Below are 1,331 nucleotides of genomic sequence, written 5' to 3'. Positions count from 1 at the left end.
GCCACGGACCCGCACGCCCCGGTCAACGCCCTCATCACCAGCGGCGGCCAGCGGGCCGCCCTGCCCCGCGGCGAATGGCGGCGCCGCGGCCACACCACCCTGCGCCGCCTGCGCACCGCCCGCCGGCGCCCCGCTCCGCACCCCGCGCCCGCGCATCCGGCAGGCGGCCACCGCCGGCTCGGCCCTGGCCGTGGCCGTGCTGCCCCTCGTGGTGGGCGTCCTGGTGGCCAAGGGCATGGCCACGGACCCGCACGCCCCGGTCAACGCCCTCATCACCAGCGGCGGCCAGCGGGCCGCCCTGCCCCGCGGCGAATGGCGGCGCCGCGGCCACACCACCCTGCGCCGCCTGCGCACCGCCCGCCGGCACACCGCCCGGCGCTGCGCCGCGGTCGCCGCGGGCGTCCGCCGGGGCGCCTGAACCGTTCAGTGCCCGTACTGCCGGACGCACAGGTCCATGACCGACGGCGGCACGGCACCCTCCGCGGCGCCACACGGGTCGTCGCCGTACGGCAGGAACGCCTCCGGGCCGGCACCGGACGGCTCCGCGCCTTCCGGGGACGGCACGGCGGTGTGCCGCCGCGGCTGCCGCACCGGCCGGGGCCGCGGCGGCTGCACCCGCCTGGGCACGGCAGGGGCCGAGGCCCGCGCGGACGGCCGTCCGGCGGCGTCGTCCCCCCGCACCGGCGGATCGGAAAACCCGGACGGGGGCTGTTCCGCCCCATCCCCTGGAGCCGTCCGCGGCGGGGGCGGCGGCCCGGCCGTCGGGGCAGGCCCGCGCGGTGCCTCCCGCGCCGGCTCCCGCGCGGCGGGTGACGGCAGGGAGGTCCGGGGCGGCGCCGGCCCGCGCGGCGGCGGCTCCGGGCCGGCCGCGGCACAGCCCGACCCGGCGAGCAGTGCGACGAGGGACAGGGGCAGGGCCCGGCGTAGCTGCATGCCGTCCACGATGCCCGACGCGGGCCCGGCCGGTGCCCCGCCCCTCACGCGTCCGGGTGACACCGCCGCGTTCCGCCCTCCCCGCACCGCCGACGGCGGCAGTGCACTGCCACCGGCAGGACGGATGGTGCAGTTCGGACACCGGGCTTGACCGGGCCCGCCCGGTCGGCGAGAGTGCGCCGGTCAGGAACCGCCCACCGGAACGGCCCCGACCGGCCGGGGGCCGGCGCCGCACCGCCACACCGGCCGCCCCATTCCCCGCCGGGAGAGCACGATGTCCCCAGACGCCCGCGAGCCCGGGCCCGACGACGGCCGCCTCGTACGCCCCTACATGTCCACGGACGCCCCGTCCCCCCACGACCACTCGCCTGAGCCGATCGCCTGGCCTGAGCCCGGCC

At 81.1% G+C, this 1,331-nt stretch carries 2 protein-coding genes; one reads left to right on the top strand and one right to left on the bottom strand.

Annotated elements, in window-relative coordinates:
* Window positions 1–418 (top strand): hypothetical protein (locus EF903_RS36000; RefSeq protein WP_312845986.1); only part of this gene is annotated, 418 nt, incomplete at its 5' end.
* A gap of 5 nt (window positions 419–423) precedes the next feature.
* Here EF903_RS36000 and EF903_RS34890 read toward each other — a convergent pair.
* On the bottom strand, window positions 424–564 hold the full coding sequence (locus tag EF903_RS34890) for a hypothetical protein (protein WP_221888812.1): 141 nt from the start codon (window positions 562–564) through the stop codon (window positions 424–426).
* Window positions 565–1,331: the final 767 nt, after the last annotated feature.

This window comes from Streptomyces sp. WAC05292 (assembly GCF_003949955.1).
In the GTDB taxonomy this organism is placed as follows: Bacteria; Actinomycetota; Actinomycetes; order Streptomycetales; family Streptomycetaceae; genus Streptomyces; species Streptomyces globosus.
This window is presented reverse-complemented; position numbering and strand designations above follow the sequence as displayed.